We start from the raw sequence: 16,734 nt of genomic DNA, 5'->3' as shown, positions 1-16,734 counted from the left end.
CTGCCGCAAACAAGGTTTGAGACGGCCACCCAACGGAGAAGATGGATTCCCGCCTGCGCGGGAATGACAGAGGCGCGGGAATGACAGAGGCGCGGGAATGACAGAGGCGCGGGAATGACGGAGTACCCGCTTGCTCTGGAGCGACCGACTCACTATCTTGCCAGCTTGACAATGTCAGAGTCACGAACGAAAGCGAGCATGCAAAAATGCCCAAGCTAAAGACCGCCGTGGTCGGTGTCGGGTCGCTGGGTCGGCACCATCTCAAATGGTACGCGCAGCTGGACAATAGCGAACTGATCGGGCTGTACGATACCGACTCGGACAAAGCCCACAAGTTTGCGGCCGAATACAACGTGACCGCGTTTGATTCATTACAACAATTGGCCGAACAAGCCGAGGCTGTTTCCATTGTGGTGCCCACCACCGACCATTACGCAGTCGCGGTGGAACTTATCGAACGTTCGGTTCATTGCCTGATCGAGAAACCGGTCACCTCAACTATTGACGAGGCCAACAAGCTGATGGCGCTGGCGGCAGATCACTCGGTCAAGCTGACCGTGGGACAGATCGAACGATTCAACCCGGCCGTGCAGGCGCTTGAAGGAATCGAGTTGCACCCATCGTTTATTGAGGCCCATCGCCTGGCTGCTTTCGATCCGCGTGGTACCGATGTTGCCGTTGTGCTCGACTTGATGATCCACGACATCGATCTGGCCCTGATGTTTATCAGGTCACCGATCGTCAACATCCAGGCTTCGGCCGTCGCGGTGATATCAGAGAAGCCGGATATCGCCAACGCCCGGCTGACTTTTGAGAACGGCGCTGTGGCCAACCTGACAGCGTCTCGGATCTCTTTGCAAGCCATGCGCAAGTTGCGACTGTTCCAAAAGTCCGGCTACTACTCGCTCGATCTGGCCGCCAAACAGGCCGACCTGTATCGGCTGGCGGCTAAAGACGAACCGGCTGAGGGACTCAGATTACCGCTCGGCAAATCCGGTCGCGATGTGATCTATCAAAAGAAACAGGACTCAGGCGAGGACATGCTCGGGTGTGAACTGGGGCGGTTTCTGGATGCAATCCTTGACGATACGGCAGTGGCGGTACCGCTATCAGAGGGAGTCGAGGCGCTACGAGTGGCCTTGGAGGTGGAGCGGATCGGCCGTGAGTCGGCCGAACGCGTGTTGGCGCGGGAATCAGGCTGAATGTCGTCGCCCACGCTTTTTCTCTCCGCCGGAGACCCCTCCGGTGACAACGCCTCGGCCCGACTGGTCGACGAACTCGCCCGCAGAATGCCGGGGTTGGCCGTCTTCGGGTTGGGTGGGCCCGGACTGCGACAACGCGGTCAGGAACAACTGGCCCTGCCCGCCGACCTGGCCGTGCTTGGCTTCTGGGAGGTGGCCAAGCGGTTTCGGTTCTTTCAAAAACTGATGGCGTGCTGCGTCTCAGAGATTCGCACCCGTCGCCCCGACTGTGTCATACTGGTCGACTATCCCGGTTTCAACCTGCGTTTGGCCAAGAGGATTCGCACCCTGGGGATACCTGTCATATACTATATATCGCCGCAAATCTGGGCCTGGGGTCACCGACGGCTGCCGCTGATTCGGCAGTGCGTTGACTTAATGCTGCTCATATTGCCGTTCGAGCAACGGTTCTATGCAAACACCGGCGTGAACAGTAAGTTCGTCGGACACTATCTGCTTGAAGACATCCCGGCCGAGTATATCTCATCGCGACCACCGGTCGATGGTACTCTCGCCCTGTTGCCCGGATCACGACGGCAGGAAGTTGAGCGTATGCTGCCCGTCATGCTGAAGACGGCGCAGAAATTCAAAGAGCGCCACGGCACTCGCGCCGTCGTTGCGGCGGCCGGCAATGGTTATGACTATGACGCTGCGCTGAGTGATTTCCAGAGCGAAGACGTGGAGCTTGTTTACGACGATGCGCGCCGCGTTATCCACCAAAGCACGCTTGTGCTCAGCGCCTCCGGCACGGCCACGCTGGAAGCGGCCATAATCGGAAGACCAATGGTGGTAGTGTACAAGACCGGTAACATCACATATCAGATCGCTCGCCGCCTGATAAAGATTGACAAGATTGCGCTGGTGAACCTTGTTCTAAATGACAAAGTGGCGCCTGAGTTGATTCAGCACGACGCCACTCCGGAAAAGATGCTGGCGGCACTATCGCAGCTCTATACCGACGAGGAACGGTATGATGCCACTTGTCTCCGGTTTAACGAAGCGCCGGGGCTCCTGGGCGGTACCGGTGCATCGGCCAGGGCGGCGTCGATGATACATGAATTGCTCGAAAAACCAGGCGGTCGCTAAGTGAGCGTGATAACACAACTCCTGACATCCGGCCAAAGACAATCGGTGTGACTGCGATGTTGGCTATTTACCGGATATTTTCCTATCTCACTTACCTGGCTTTTGTCATCGTAGGACGTTTCAAGGCGGCGTCGGGTCATCAACTGTGGCGTGGTCGACTTGGCTTGATTGATGTTCGGGGTCCTGTGCACCTGTGGATCCATGCCGCCTCGGTCGGAGAAATCCGCATAGTCGGATACCTGGTCGATTACATTCATAAACGACAACCTTCGGTCAGGATACATGTCACCACGATGACACCGGCCGGTTATCGCACCGCCGTAGCCCAGATGGGCGACTCGGTCACGCTGACGTATTTTCCACTCGATGCTCCACCGGCCATCGGTCGCACACTCGACAGGATAAAGCCGCAAGTGGTGGTCATCGCCGAGACGGAAATCTGGCCGAATCTGATTTGCCAGGCGGCTCGTCGTGGGATTCCCATGGTGCAGATCAACGGACGAATGTCGCCACGTGCTTTCAATCGTTACAAACTGATTCGCTTTCTGATTGGCAAGCTCGTAAGCAACTACAGGCATTGGTTCATCAAGACCGACCAGGATGCCGAGAGATACTCACATCTGGGATTACGCCGGGAGCTTATCACCGTGGCGGGCGACATGAAGTTTGATGCTCCTCTGACGCGACAATCCGAGGCGAGGCAAAGTGAGACCCGGTCCCGTGCTGGTGTGGCGCCGTCCGATTTTGTCTGGATAGCGGGATCGACCAGGCCGGGCGAGGAACAGATGTTGGTCGAAGCATACGCAAAACTGCGCGAAAGGTACGACGGTTTCCGAATGATCATGGCCCCTCGACACATCGAACGAGTGGGCGAGGTCATCAATCTGTTCGATAGAGCCGGTGTTCGCTGGTATCGATTCTCGGCGGGTGATTCGGGCAGCACTCCAGTTTCCGACGGCGGGCTGGTTCTTGTAGATACCCTGGGTCAGTTGAACGACCTGTATCAAATTGCCGATCTTGCCTTTGTCGGCGGTACCATGGTGCCGATAGGAGGACACAATCTATTGGAACCGGTGTGGGCACAGACGCCGGTCCTGTTTGGTCCCTACACCGACAACGTTCGGGAGGCGACCGCTTATATCAAGAAACACGATTATGGAATGCAGGTCGACAGTGCTGAACAGCTTATCGACGTGGTTGAGAGTGTGTACCAGGGACGCACGAAGTTCGCGCTCAAGCAGGATTCCGATCTGAGTAATTCCACCACGGCCCAGGTTGGGACCTATCTTCTGAGGATGCTTGGTGATGCTTGAGCAACTGTGGAAGAAGGTACTGCGTCGAGGTTCACTTTCGTGGTTGATCCTACCGGCTGCTTTGCTATGGCTGGTTTCGCTGGCCTATCGACTGGCCCGAGTCATTCACCGACTAACGGCAGGGGCGCAGGTCGACGCCGGGGTACCTGTAATCTCAGTCGGTAACATCACAGTCGGCGGCAGCGGCAAGACCACCAGTGTCGGCATGCTTGGACGACTTTTGCTGCAGGAGGACATCCGAGTGGGGATTGTTTCCTCGGGCTATGGTCGTGCCGACCAAACGTCGTTCCTTGAGCCGGGCTATCGTGTTCAAACGATGGATAGTCGCCTGACCGGTGACGAAGTCAAGCATCTGGCCGGGTTATTGCCGGAGGCGCTGTTTTCGGTCGACCGTTCGAAATCTGAGGCGGCGCTACGATTAGGTGCCGGCGGCGGGGTCGACGTTATCATTGTCGATGACGGTATGCAACACATTAAGCTCCATCGTGATCTTGAAATCGTCACCTTCGATGCTTCGGTTGCTGACCAGTTCCTCAAACCATTCCCGTTGGGTGTCCTTCGTGAACCCCTGAGTGCGCTGACCCGTGCCGATGTAATACTCGTCACGCGGGCGAACCTGGCCGACGACCCGGGTGCCCGGCAGACTCAGTTTGCGTCGTTGTTCCCGCAGGCGAAGATCTATCGTGCACAGTTTCTCCCCTCCGAGTTGGTCGGTCGTGATCGGCGATGGCCCATCAAGTACCTTGAGGACAAGTCGGTCCTGCTCTTTGCCGGTATTGGTAATTTCCGAGCCATGTCCCGACAGGTGACAACGCTATGCGCCGATTTGGATCAGGCAATTGAACTGAGTGACCATCAGCGGTACGACCAGACAGTGCTGCAAAAAATCAAAACTGCGGCCGATAGTCATGACTCCGACCTACTCCTCACCACGGGCAAAGACTGGGTCAAATTGGGCGACTTTGCGTTCGGACGCGAAATATACTATCTTGTTCAGTCAATTGACCTCGATCCGGGAGAAGAGAAACTGGTTCGGTATATAATAGAGCGGTTGAATTTGAAGAGGCCTTCTGACTGATGGAACGGCGCTATGATTATCTGGTAATTGGTTCCGGTATTGCCGGGTTGTTCTATGCCCTGAAGGTTGTCGAGCACAATCCCAAAGCAACGGTGGCCATCTTGACCAAGAAGGGGGAGACGGACTCCTCAACCAATCGGGCGCAAGGTGGTATTGCCGCGGTGCTGGCCGGGACTGATTCGTTCGAGGATCATGTTAACGATACTATGGCGGTTGGCGGCGGGCTGTGCCGACAAGAGGTTGTTGAGAAGATTGTCGAGAACGCGCCCAGGGTGATTGAGGAGTTGATTGAACTCGGCGTCAGATTCACTCAGACCGACAACCAACTCCATCTTGGTCGCGAGGGAGGGCACTCCAAGCCGAGGGTTGTACATGCTCGGGACCTTACCGGTCGCGAGATCGAGCGCGCCTTGCTCAAGGCTTGTCGCAGTGTGCCGACTATCGATATATTTCGTGATCACATGGCCATGGATCTGATCACTTACACAAGCGGTGGACAGGAAGTGTGCGCGGGTGTGTTTGTCTACTGTGATCCCACCCGTCAGTTTGATCTCTTTCTGGCTCCGGTCACCATGTTGGCCACGGGTGGTCTGGGGCAGGTCTATTTCCACACCACCAATCCTCTCATTGCCACCGGTGATGGATTGGCCATCGCCTATCGTGCCGGTGTCACGGTGGCCAACCTGGAGTTCATTCAGTTTCATCCAACGGCTCTGTACAACCCCGGTCGCTGGCCTTTTCTCATTTCAGAGGCGGTCAGAGGCGAAGGCGGTATCCTCAAGTCGGTCGATGGTCGAGAGTTCATGAAGGGAACGCATCCCGACAAAGACCTGGCCCCGCGCGATATCGTGGCTCGAACGATTGATCGAGAATTGAAGGCCAGCGGTGAGGAGTACGTATTGCTCGACGTCAGCCATCTCGACTCAGGTTTCGTAAAAGAGCGCTTCCCGAATATTTATCGCCGCTGTCTGCGTAGAGGTTTTGATATGACCGAACGTCCCATTCCGGTCGTGCCGTCGGCTCATTATTCTTGCGGCGGCATCGTGTCTACAATTAACGGCGAGACGGAACTGCCGGGGCTGTACACGGCCGGCGAGTTGGCTATGACCGGTATGCACGGCGCCAACCGGCTGGCCTCCAACTCGCTGTTGGAAGCGGTGGTGATGGCGCGCTTTGCGGCCTCGGCATCAGCAGACTACTGCGGCCAGGCACCGCTACCGGAAAACGTGCCCACCGATAACTCTCCGTATTCGTCACTGAAACCGCCCCGAGAATCGATACTGATTGCTCATGATCGACGGGAACTGAATCGCATTATGTCGGACTTTGTCGGCATAGTGCGAACCACCAAGCATCTCAAACTGGCCCACCAACGAATCAAACAGTTGGACCAGGCAGTGGAAGATTACTATCTGGCTACACCGGCTACTTACGGCGTCGTGGAACTTCGCAACATGACCACGGTAGCGGAACTGATCGTCGGCTCGGCCTTGAGTCGAGAAGAGTCGCGCGGGCTGCATTATAATGAAGACTATCCGGGCATGATCGAAGGCGAAGCCAGGGACACCATTATCGAGGGAAAGTCGACCGATGAACGACAACGTCCAAAAGAATGAGATGATCCTGATACTTGATTTCGGATCGCAGTACACACAATTGATCGCACGCCGTATCAGAGAAGCCAGGGTCTACTGCGAGATTGCACCTTACAACGTTGACCGTTCAAAGTATGCCGATCGCAACGTGCGCGGTTACGTGCTCTCGGGTGGACCCTCCTCGCTCAGTGATGAAGACGCCCCGCGGTTGGACCCGGCCTTCTTTGAAACCGATTTGCCCATGCTGGGCATCTGTTATGGTATGATGCTGGTGGCCGAGCACTATGGGGGAGAGCTTGTGCCGTCGCACAATCGTGAATATGGACGGGCTCATTTGGAGGTGTCGGACAGGCAGGCTATATTTGCCGGGATGCCGGATCGAAGTCAGGTCTGGATGTCGCACGGTGACTCGGTAACACAAATGCCTGAAGGCTTCGACCAAATCGCATCTACTGAGTCGCTGCCGGTTGCGGCTATCGCCGATCATCGACGAAAAATCTATGGTTTGCAGTTTCATCCCGAGGTTCACCACACCGAGGAAGGCAAGAAGATGCTGGCGAGCTTTCTCTTTGATATCTGTAAACTGAAAGGGGATTGGACGCCGGAATCGCTGGTGGAGATGGCCGTGGCCAGGATTAAAACGCAGGTGGGTGATGGGAAGGTTCTGTTAGGTATCTCCGGCGGTGTCGACTCCACGGTCGCGGCCATGTTGCTTCACAGAGCAATTGGTGACAAGTTGCACGCTGTCTTTGTCAACAACGGACTTCTGCGTAAGAACGAGTACACCGATGTGATCGAGATGCTCAATGGTCTGGGCATTAACCTGCACCCGGTCGATGCATCTGATCTGTTCCTTGAACGTCTGGCCGGCATCACCGATCCTGAGAAGAAGCGCAAAGTAATCGGCCCCACTTTCATCGATGTTTTCGAGGCTGAGGCAGAGAAAATCGGTCAGGTCGACTTCCTGGCCCAGGGCACGCTATATCCGGACGTTATCGAATCGGTGTCGTTCAAGGGACCTTCGGTGACTATCAAGTCGCATCACAATGTCGGCGGGCTGAAGGATCGAATGAAACTGAAACTGGTCGAACCGCTGAGAGAACTGTTCAAGGATGAAGTGCGGGCGCTGGGTCGTGTGCTCGGTTTACCGGATCAATTCATCGGGCGGCATCCCTTTCCGGGTCCGGGACTGGCCGTGCGCATCCTGGGTGAGGTTACCAAAGAACGTTGCGACCTGCTGCGCGAGGTGGACGCTATCTACATTGACGAATTGCACAACCACAACATCTATGACGACATCTGGCAGGCCTTCGCAGTATTGTTGCCTGTGAAAGCGGTCGGAGTCATGGGGGATGAACGGACCTATGAAAACGTGGTGGCCCTCCGCGCCGTCACCTCGACCGACGCCATGACCGCCGACTGGGCGCGCATCGACTACGATATTCTGGCCCACATCTCCAACCGAATAATCCGCAATGTGAAGGGTGTCAACCGGGTCACCTACGACATATCATCCAAACCACCCGCCACCATCGAGTGGGAGTGACGCAGCCAAGCTGTGCTTCTTGCCGCTATGCGGCCTGCAAATGTAGATTCGAGTGGCCCGGACTCCAGGGAGTGTTGATAAAGTTCGTGGTTTGTTGTGTCGGGTCCTGAACGCGCCGAAGGCGTAGTGGTGACCCGACACCTAACTCAATGTGACACAGTGGCGGCGGGTCACACGAATTCGCTTACGTCCGCCGCGGCGGACAGGACCCACCGCAACAGGCTACAGAGGCTTTTTCAACAAGCCGTTCAGGCCGGGTTTCAAAGGCTGCTCTAACACAACGCTTTAGTGAGAGTCGCAGGGTCACAATCCCGACTTCGTCGAGATCAGGACCCTGCGAAACCACATTGTGCAGGTGCTGTCAGGTGACTCGCCTGACAGCCAGTGGTTTGGGCGGCCGGTGTCGGGCGGGGTCGCCCAACGCCACCAGGTCTGTGGGCGGTGGACGCCCTGGAAGTGGCTTGACCTAATCACCCTTCGATTCCGCTCAGGGTGACGTTGGTGCGGCTCATGCTTCGACTGCGCTCAGCATGACGTGCGGTTCGCGCGAATCGGCAGGAACCCATTTATGGCTGATTTGTCACCTCACTCGTACTTCAGAGAATCCACCGGGTTGGCACGAGCCGCTCTCAGAGCCTGGGAGCCAACGGTGACAATCGCGATGACCAGAGCGAGTCCGCCGGCAAGAACGAAAGTGCTGATACCCAGGTCGACACGATATGCGAACTCTTCAAGCCAGCTCCTCATCGCCAGCCAGGCCAGCGGCCAGGCCACGAGGTTGGCGATTGTCACCAGAATGACGAACTCGCGCAGCAACAACCGCACGACGCCGGTGACGGATGCACCCAGCACTTTGCGGATACCTATCTCTTTGGTTCGCTGCTCGGCCGTAAACGAGGCCAGCCCGAGCAGACCCAACGAAGCGATAAACACCGCCAGCAGAGCGAAGCCGCCGGCTAAGTCGCCGATCCTTTCGATGGATCGAAAACCGGCCGCGAACCTCTGATCGAGAAAACTATAGTCAAACGGATAGCCCGGCACGTTTCGTCCCCACGCCTGTTCTATGTATCCCAATGTCGAAGATACATCGCCCGGACCTATTCTGATGGCCACCTGACCGGCTTTTTCCGGGTTGAGCACGAAGGCCAACGGTTGGATCTGGTCGTTGAGCGGCCGAAAGTGAAAGTTCTTCATCACACCAATAACCCGACCGGGCTTATCCCAGATACTGAGTTCGGCGTCTACGGCAGACTCAAGCCCCATTGCCTTCATCATCTCTTCGTTAATCAGATAGGAGGTTATGGAGTCTGAAGGAAAGTCACGGCTGAAGTCTCTTCCTTCGATCAGATCAATGCCAAATGTTTTGGTGAAATCATAGTCAACCATGTTCATGGCTATGTGTAGGTCATCGTCAGATGCCTTGCCCGGCCAGTGGACAGCTCCGGTGGTCCAACGCCAATAGGGCAGCCCGGCGGCGTTGGCGGTGACGGACTGAATCCTCGAATCCTGCAAAAGATCGTTCTTGAGACTATTGTAATGGTGTCGGCTGTCGCCTCGCAACAGTAGGTTGACAATCTGTTCCTTATCGTAACCGACGTTTTTGGTTTTCAGATAATTCACCTGGGTGTAGACGGTGGTGGTGGCTATTATCAGAATGATCGAAGCCGCAAACTGAACCACCACCAGCGACTTTCTAAGTCGGGAGGCGCCGGAGCCCAGGCCGAGGTCGCCCTTAAGGACAGCCACCGGTCGAAAGGCGCTTAGATACAGGGCAGGATAGGTGCCGGCGGCGATTCCCGTTACCAGAGTGAAAACAATCAGTCCGGCAATGACCGGACCGTCGAAAAGCAGATCGATACTGAGATAACCCGAGGTCATATCGTTGAAGTAGGGCAGCACAAAACGCAGAAGCCCCAGCGCCAGTAGCGACGCCGCTGCTGACATGAGAATCGACTCACCGAGATACTGCGCGATCAAATTCCCGCGGTGCGCACCGGATACCTTTCTGATCCCGGTCTCTTTTGCCCGGCGCGATGATCGGGCGATCGACAAATTCACGAAGTTGATACAGGCCATGATCAGAACAACGGCGGCCAAAAGGGAGAACGCGTAAACGTATCCCTTTACTCCGGTACCGAAAAAGTGCAGGTCCGACAGTCCGATGGCGAAGAGCTCCCGGTCCTTTTCGGACTGCTCCGGCAGGAAGGTCCGAATCCTGTCGGTCAACCGTTCGACCGAACACCCAGGCTGGACCTTGACATAGGTAATCGCGCTCCACCAGCCCCAACTCGCCCAATCCTCATCTCGTTCCCGACGAGACTGGATCAGGTTCTCGATTGGCACCAGCATATTGAACTGTAGCGTGGAATTGTGCGGCACGTTTTCGATGACGCCGGTGACCACGTGGTCGTGACGATTATCCAAAGTGAGCACCTGACCGACCGCGTTTTCATTTGGGAAGAATCTATCGGCCAGACTCTTCGATATAACCACAGAACTTACATCATCCAGCGCGGTGGCGCCGTTGCCGGTCACGAATGAGAATGAAAACACATCGAAAAAGGTTGGATCAACCGCCATGATCCACTGAAATGATGTATCGCTTTTGCTCGTTATCAGCGATTGACCCAACCAGTCCGTTCGCGTGGCCTGTTCGATCTCCGAAATCTGCTCTTGGAGGGCGGGCCCCAGCAGGTTCGGCGTGGATTCATTGGCGTCCAGTACCCGGATGTTCATTATGCGTTCGGACTCGGCAAAAAACGTGTCGTAGCTGAGTTCGTCGAGAATCCACACGGCCAACAACAAACAGCAAGCCATGCCGATGGCCAAGCCGGTGATATTAATGAACGAATAGCCCTTCTGTCGCAGAATATTGCGCCCTGCTGTTTTAAGATAACTCTTGAACATAACTAGTCCCCAATAGAGTGAGTTCTTTGCGAATCTGGGTAGCGACCTTATGACCTCCCACCAAAGCCAACATTGGGCGGCCGTGATGCTTCTGTCTTGAGCGATAGACCTATAGATTTCAACCAGATCACCGGCGGCGTAGTGAAACTCCTCCGAGCGGGCGGCGGCTTTCAGCAACCGGATCGCGAGTGAAGGCGGATCGTTCGGTCGAGACTTGTTCATGCTTCTTCGCCCAGCACGGACGCCTTGGGTAGATCGGCCCACATAGCCGTCTGGATTTGACGGACTGTATCAAGAGCCTTGAATCCTTTGTTGGTGACCTGGTACATTCTCTTGCTGCGACCGCCCCGTTCCGGCAGGGGAGAGGTGATTTTGGTAGTCACCAGTCCTTTGCGGGCCAACCGATCCAGTACGTCGTAGATGGCCCCTATCGACCAGTATTTGTCGGTGGTTTTAGCTAGTTGCCTACGGATCGTAACACCGTAGGCGTTACCCTGGAGCTTCCAGATTGAGAGCAACAGCAGTTCTTCTTTTCGCGACAACCATTTCATAGATACTTCCTGCTTGATATCTTCTGTAAACCAGAATACATGGTCGTAGATACGTGGTTTATGTGATCGATGTTTCATGTAGGATTGAGTCATTCTGGCGAAGGCCAGAATCTAGCCTTCTCCTGTAGGTCGAAACCCCTGCGCCGAAGGCGTCGCGAAGCGAGGTTTCGACATCTTCGAGTAAAGCCAGGCGACCCAGCCCGACACTTTTAACAAGTCCTGCTACTGAGAAGAACATTTAAGACTGTTGCGGTTCAATCGCGTGCCGAATCCTCCGGGTCAGTTTATAGGCCTCCTGCGTTGTATCGATTGGCCCTGTCCGTAACTGCGCAGACGAGCGATGATCGAAGACGGAACTAGCCATGAATGGAGGACTCTCCGGACCTTATGTTTCTCAGAGCGAGTGTTGGTTACAGGTTGACAGATAGGTTCCTCTGAATTATAATCAGTTGCTCAAGAGCGGTTATGAAAGCGTAAGGCTAAGCGACATCTCCTCGGATACGTGATAGACGCAGGGTAAGTCGTGGACTTGGCGAGTGATTGATCGGCATGAGCGCACTTGGTTTGATGAGAACTGTGTGGGCAGTCTGGTTGAGAATATTAACAATCCAATTAGGAGGATCTAAAAATGCCAGGATATGATGAGAAATTCCTTAAAGGCGTGACTATTCCATTGCCTCAGCCGAGAGGACAACTGCGCTCATATGTGCTCGGCGATCCGGATCTGAGGGATGATGTGTACGCCGACTACGTAAACTACACGATGTTGATTGACCATGAGAGGCGTTGCCCGATTTTCGCGGCCTTGAACATCGATCAGAAGTTGTTCAAGAAGATCAAGAAACACAAGGCGTGGAAGGTCGATCCAAGAATCGACAAAGGCTTCCAGTTGGACAACGACTACTACAAGGACAGGCACGAACGCGGAGACAATCCATGGGACCGCGGTCATGTGGCCATGCGTGCTAACGCCACTTGGGGCAAAACCAGAAACGCAGCCAAGAAAGCCGGTGACGATACATTCTGGTACACGAATGCTACTCTGCAACACAACAATTTCAACCGGGATGAGTGGGTCTCGATTGAGATGTGGGTGAATAAGCTGGACCTCGCTCAAGGTGGAAAAATCACTTCGATCTCGGGACCAATACACGGCGACGATCCGCGAATCGTCAAAGTCCCTGGGAAGGACAGCGCAGAGGTACCGGCCGGCTTCTTCAAGGTTGTATGCTTTATCAACAAACACACTAATAAACTGGATGTGCGAGCCTTCATATCCTGGCAGGACGAAATTGCCTTGCGTGACAATGATGCGAAGGGGATGTACAGCGCCCAGGTGTATCAGGCCACGGTGAAAGAAATCGAGGAGCGCACCGGACTCAAATTCCCCAAGGAAGTGGCAAAGGCGAACCCGATGTTCTGGAGTGAGGATTCAGCCAAGAAGAAAAGGGTCAAGGCGAGTCATTACCCCGAGAGAATCTTCGTGGATCACCCCGAAGAAATCAGGGACTTAAAGGAGAGAAAGACGCGCATCCACTATGCCGACGAAGAAGTCGATGTTTATATTGCCGCGGTGCTGGTGAATCCCAGGGGCCGGGACAAAGGCAAGGAGTGGATATCACTTATTAACCTCGGGGCCAAGAAGATCAGTCTCAAAGGGTGGCGCCTGGTGGCCTGGCAAACTTGGGACGAGAAAGACCGAGGTTGGGGGGAAAAGGAACTGATGCTGGACAATCTGTTTAAGGCAGAGAAACTAGTTTTGCAGCCCGGAGAAGCGCTGACCGTGAAGCCTTTGAAACCGATCGTACTGTCCAATAAGCGAGGGGGCACGATCATACTGTACGATGACAAGGATCGGCAGATCGACCGAGTCAAATATACCGCCACTCAGGCGAGGAAGGCTGGCCGGGCTGTCGTGTTCTTCTATAGCGACGACCAGTAGCGGCGGTGTCATAGGATATCAAGGATTCACAACGGGCGCCCTGACGGTTCTACCTGGGCTGCCCCGTGTCTACTATTCCACCACGCCGGCTCTCGGAAGTGTGGTTGGACGTTACGCTGGTTCAGGTTGAAGAGCGGGCCGCAAAAGCTCCAAGCAACCCTGTTTGAGAAAGCCAGAGTATTTGAACTTAGGGCATGTAGGATACTACTGGCTCACGTTTGCGACTAGTCCGGTGGCCCCCGGCTTGATGTCGGATCATGTGCCCGCATGATCTTCAACTCGTAGGGCAGGACCGCTTCTGGTACTGTCGTTTCGTTATGTCGGAACTACAACACCTCATGGTGAGCGGAGTCGAACCATGAACTATCAGTAAGTTTCACCCTTCGACTGCGCTCAGGGTGACACGGACTGATTGTAGGGCAGAACCACTTCTGGTTGTGCCGACTCTTCTTGTCGGAACCGCTAAGAGGGTTCCGACCTACTTCAGCCCAGCCAATCATTGCGGGATCGCAGAAGACCCGCCCTACAAGATGGGTGATCGGCGGAGACAAGCCCCGCCGCTACGCCAGTGAAGTGATTCAGCCCAACAAAAACCCCGAACCAAAGGTCCGGGGCTTCGACAACGTTGAAATGTCAGAGATGTTTTACATCGACTTCGCCGTCTGGCGCGTCATTACGTAGAACTCGTTGATCTTCTCCCAGTTCATCACGTTGAAAATCGCCTGAACATAATCGGGGCGGCGGTTCTGATACTTGAGATAGTAAGCGTGCTCCCAAACATCGACACCCATCACCGGCGTATAGCCGGAACTGATTGGGTTGTCCTGATTCGGTGTGCCCATCAGGCTGAGATCACCGCCACTATCAATCACCAGCCAGGCCCAGCCGCTGCCAAAGACACCCACGGCCGTTTTCAAAAACTCTTCCTTGAATTTGTCTAGCCCGCCGAACTTGGCATTGATCGCTTCAGCAATCTCACCTTTGAAAGCGACATTCGGCTTGAGGATTTGCCAGAAGAAACTGTGGTTGACATGGCCACCGCCGTTGTTTCGAACCGCGGTGCGGATATCTTCCGGCACCTGGTCCAGCTTGCAAATGATCTGTTCGGCGCTCTTGGTGGCCAACTCTCCGTGACCCTCCAGGGCGGCGTTCAACTTGGCCACGTAAGCAGCGTGGTGTTTGGAGTGATGGATTTCCATCGTTTGGGCGTCGATAAACGACTCCAGGGCATCGTACTCATATCCGAGTTCGGGTAAGGTATACATCATGTCAAGACTTCTCCTGCGTGTCCATGGACTCATAATGGACGGTTAGAATCTACTTTTCTGTAATTGTTTAACCGTGGTGGGAGAGATTTGTTCCGTGCTTCATAGCGTAGGGGGCGGCCTTGGATCGGACGGTTGGAAGTCACTTGTGGTTTCGACCTACAAGACGCTTCGTTCCGTCATTTCGGGCTTTGACCCGGAATCCACTCTTCGATTCCGGGACTGGATTCTGGCCTTCGCCAGAATGACAGACAAAGAAGGCGGGGCGGAGACGGACCTGCCCTAAGAAACTTGTCGGAACCGCTAATCCGCCGGGGCGGACGACCTACTTACATTTGAGGCTTGGAAAGAGCAAGGGCTCTGCTTGGGGCCTTACGCCATCAGCATGGCTTTTCCGTGACGGAGGGCACGAAGCAGCCTGTCGGTGAGGCCGATTGTCACCAACAAAAGGGCGGCAAAGCCGATAAGATCGGCCCGTAGTCCGTAACGAAGCAGGAACTCTCCGGCCGCGGTGAACAGACCGGTCAGAAGGCCAACAGCGCCCGTGCTGAAACCGTCGAACCCGGTAAGCAGCGACTGATAGCCCAGGATATAGATCGTAACTGCAATCATTAACAGCGGACCGGCTACGCCCAGGACAGTGCTCATGGACCAGCGTTCAGCGGTTGTCTCGACCGGCTTTGTGGCGGGTAGCTGAGCAGCTACGGTAGCCGCAAAATCGGCCGGAAGCCGGATATCGTGCTCATCGGCCAGGCCATCGAACAGCATTTGATATTGAGCGACTGCTTCCTGACACAGACCGCAATGTTCGATATGATCGACTAATGGCCGTTCCAGCCGGTGGCGTTCATCGACATATTTTTGTAACTGTTGCTCGTTGGCGTGTTCGTATCTCATAATTCCTCCGGCTGATACTTTGCAGCCAGCCGTTCCTTCAGCAGTTTGCGGGCGCGAAAGAGATAGCTTTTGACGGTGCCTTCGGGCAGTTTGGTGATTTCGCCGATCTCTTTGTAGGTCATTTCATCGAGATGATAGAGCGACACGATGGCCCGGTATTGTGCGGGCAATTCTTGAATCTCAGCCCGCAGCCGCATGGCCATGTCCTGATGTTCTGTATACTCGTCCGGCTGAACGGCCTCTCCGATGACACTATCGATCGTGCTGCCCTCAGCGCAATGGTCCTCAAACAGCGGGACCTTTTTCTTCTCCAGGTGATTCAGGCATCGATTATAGGCTACTCGGCCAACCCAGGTCGACAGCTTGGACTCATTGCGAAAACCGGCCAGATTCTGATGCACTTTAAGGAACACATCCTGGCAGATGTCCTTGCGATCTTCATCGTTTGAAACCATCCTAAACACGATATGACTCACCAATCGCTGATGCTCTTTGACGAATTCCTCAAACGCCTTGTGATCTCCTGCGAGAATTCGTTCAATTTGCGGTGGTCTTTCGGCCATATTTCCATTTCTTATTGGGTTTGACAGTATAGACGAAGAATATGTTGCAGAAGTTTCGGCTTTTCGCTGCAACTTCGGGCAGGCTAACCGGTCCGATGGATATAGAAACGATTGAGAAGTCCAAGCAAAGGAGTTGAAGATGCCGGAAATAGTGATAGTACCCGCGATGTTCTTAGCGTGTGTGGCGATCGTGAAAATCGTCTCCGATGCGCGAACGCGTAACCGCCTGATTGAAAAGGGCTTGGTTGAGGAGGGAGTCAAGAATCTCTATCCCCGACAGACCTCACCCGCACTGTCGAATCTCAAATGGGGTTTGGTGCTGTTGGGCGTAGGTTTGGGTGCGATGGTTAGTTTCTTCACTGATGTTGTCTCTGAGGAGGGGACGCTGGGGCTTATGTGTGTTCTGGCCGGGCTCGCGTTCTTAGTGTACTATGCGGTCGCTAGCAAGGATGACAAGGCCGACCGGAATGGCGTAAGTTAGTTTCTCGTCGAGACGGAGATGGGTGATTTCAGCCGGGACTCTCACAGGTCCCGGCTTTTCGTTGTTGTGATTTGTTCATGTGTCGACTCCGCTCGGCATGGCATCGGTGGGTGGCACCCTCAAAGTCTCTTTGGGGGTGACTCTTCCGCTGAAATGTCTCCGTCCCAAACAAGGTCTGAGACGGCCACCCGCTGCTCTTTTTGGCAGAAGAGCATCCGTGAGCCCCGGATGTCGAAACCCGTCCTTCGACTCCGCTCAGGACGACCCTC

Annotated in this window: 13 protein-coding genes; 8 read left to right on the top strand and 5 right to left on the bottom strand. The window is 54.9% G+C overall.

The window, feature by feature from the left end:
- The first annotated feature begins 206 nt into the window (after nucleotides 1-206).
- Genes OEV49_08300 through guaA form a run of 6 tightly spaced genes read left to right on the top strand, consistent with a single transcriptional unit; the run spans nucleotide 207 to nucleotide 7,859 of the window.
- Nucleotides 207-1,202, top strand: a complete 996-nt coding sequence (locus OEV49_08300) for a Gfo/Idh/MocA family oxidoreductase (protein ID MDH3891074.1) — start codon at nucleotides 207-209, stop codon at nucleotides 1,200-1,202.
- On the top strand, nucleotides 1,203-2,327 hold the full coding sequence (lpxB, locus tag OEV49_08295; protein MDH3891073.1) for a lipid-A-disaccharide synthase: 1,125 nt from the start codon (nucleotides 1,203-1,205) through the stop codon (nucleotides 2,325-2,327). It abuts the gene before it with no gap.
- A 56-nt stretch (nucleotides 2,328-2,383) separates the two neighbouring features.
- Nucleotides 2,384-3,640, top strand: a complete 1,257-nt coding sequence (locus tag OEV49_08290) for a 3-deoxy-D-manno-octulosonic acid transferase (GenBank protein MDH3891072.1) — start codon at nucleotides 2,384-2,386, stop codon at nucleotides 3,638-3,640.
- Nucleotides 3,633-4,718 carry a tetraacyldisaccharide 4'-kinase gene (gene lpxK, locus OEV49_08285; protein ID MDH3891071.1) on the top strand — a complete coding sequence of 362 codons (1,086 nt, stop codon included), beginning with the start codon at nucleotides 3,633-3,635 and terminating at the stop codon, nucleotides 4,716-4,718. The genes OEV49_08290 and lpxK overlap by 8 nt, the downstream gene beginning before the upstream one ends.
- Nucleotides 4,718-6,334 (top strand): L-aspartate oxidase, encoded by a 1,617-nt coding sequence (nadB, locus tag OEV49_08280; GenBank protein MDH3891070.1) that lies wholly within the window; start codon nucleotides 4,718-4,720, stop codon nucleotides 6,332-6,334. The genes lpxK and nadB overlap by 1 nt, the downstream gene beginning before the upstream one ends.
- Nucleotides 6,309-7,859, top strand: a complete 1,551-nt coding sequence (gene guaA, locus OEV49_08275) for a glutamine-hydrolyzing GMP synthase (protein ID MDH3891069.1) — start codon at nucleotides 6,309-6,311, stop codon at nucleotides 7,857-7,859. The genes nadB and guaA overlap by 26 nt, the downstream gene beginning before the upstream one ends.
- Nucleotides 7,860-8,444: 585 nt before the next feature.
- On the opposite strand, the gene OEV49_08270 is transcribed toward guaA, so the two are convergent.
- Together OEV49_08270 and OEV49_08265 are read right to left on the bottom strand one after the other, a co-directional pair.
- The gene (locus tag OEV49_08270) at nucleotides 8,445-10,988 is read right to left on the bottom strand and encodes an ABC transporter permease (protein MDH3891068.1); all 2,544 of its coding nucleotides are present in this window, start codon (nucleotides 10,986-10,988) and stop codon (nucleotides 8,445-8,447) included.
- Entirely contained in the window at nucleotides 10,985-11,395 is a 411-nt protein-coding gene (locus tag OEV49_08265) for a PadR family transcriptional regulator (protein MDH3891067.1), read from the bottom strand. The genes OEV49_08270 and OEV49_08265 overlap by 4 nt, the downstream gene beginning before the upstream one ends.
- Before the next feature lie 550 nt (nucleotides 11,396-11,945).
- On the opposite strand from OEV49_08265, the gene OEV49_08260 reads away from it, so the two are divergent.
- Nucleotides 11,946-13,259 carry a DNA/RNA non-specific endonuclease gene (locus tag OEV49_08260; protein MDH3891066.1) on the top strand — a complete coding sequence of 438 codons (1,314 nt, stop codon included), beginning with the start codon at nucleotides 11,946-11,948 and terminating at the stop codon, nucleotides 13,257-13,259.
- A 644-nt stretch (nucleotides 13,260-13,903) separates the two neighbouring features.
- Here OEV49_08260 and OEV49_08255 read toward each other — a convergent pair.
- From OEV49_08255 to OEV49_08245, 3 genes are all read right to left on the bottom strand, one after another.
- On the bottom strand, nucleotides 13,904-14,527 hold the full coding sequence (locus OEV49_08255; GenBank protein ID MDH3891065.1) for a superoxide dismutase: 624 nt from the start codon (nucleotides 14,525-14,527) through the stop codon (nucleotides 13,904-13,906).
- A 369-nt stretch (nucleotides 14,528-14,896) separates the two neighbouring features.
- The gene (locus OEV49_08250; GenBank protein ID MDH3891064.1) at nucleotides 14,897-15,421 is read right to left on the bottom strand and encodes a hypothetical protein; all 525 of its coding nucleotides are present in this window, start codon (nucleotides 15,419-15,421) and stop codon (nucleotides 14,897-14,899) included.
- Nucleotides 15,418-15,984 carry a sigma-70 family RNA polymerase sigma factor gene (locus tag OEV49_08245; protein ID MDH3891063.1) on the bottom strand — a complete coding sequence of 189 codons (567 nt, stop codon included), beginning with the start codon at nucleotides 15,982-15,984 and terminating at the stop codon, nucleotides 15,418-15,420. Before OEV49_08245 ends, OEV49_08250 begins: the two co-directional genes overlap by 4 nt.
- A 139-nt stretch (nucleotides 15,985-16,123) precedes the next feature.
- Between OEV49_08245 and OEV49_08240 the strand changes: the two genes are divergently transcribed.
- Nucleotides 16,124-16,465, top strand: coding sequence for a hypothetical protein (locus OEV49_08240; GenBank protein MDH3891062.1), 342 nt, complete (start codon nucleotides 16,124-16,126; stop codon nucleotides 16,463-16,465).
- Nucleotides 16,466-16,734 lie beyond the last annotated feature (269 nt).

It is taken from the genome of Candidatus Zixiibacteriota bacterium (assembly GCA_029860345.1).
Taxonomy (GTDB): Bacteria; Zixibacteria; MSB-5A5; order GN15; family FEB-12; genus JAJRTA01.
This window is presented reverse-complemented; position numbering and strand designations above follow the sequence as displayed.